Genomic DNA, 227 nt, shown 5'->3' on the forward strand with positions numbered 1-227 from the left:
CGAGCAGAGTATAGTGCGCATCCACGGACGCGGGGTGGAGCAGCCTGGTAGCTCGTCGGGCTCATAACCCGAAGGTCGTCAGTTCAAATCTGGCCCCCGCAACCAATTAAAATCAGAAGCAGTAACGTTACTCGATGGAAGAGTAATGACGGACGCGGGGTGGAGCAGCCTGGTAGCTCGTCGGGCTCATAACCCGAAGGTCGTCGGTTCAAATCCGGCCCCCGCAA

2 tRNA genes are annotated in these 227 nt (G+C 58.1%); both read left to right on the forward strand.

Features of this window, described 5'->3' with window-relative positions:
• Positions 1-28 precede the first annotated feature (28 nt).
• Positions 29-105, forward strand: a tRNA-Met gene (locus OGX67_RS00340).
• Positions 106-153: 48 nt separating this feature from the next.
• Positions 154-227 (forward strand) — tRNA-Met (locus OGX67_RS00345).

The organism is Citrobacter sp. Cf118 (assembly GCF_030334095.1).
GTDB lineage: Bacteria > Pseudomonadota > Gammaproteobacteria > Enterobacterales > Enterobacteriaceae > Citrobacter > Citrobacter freundii.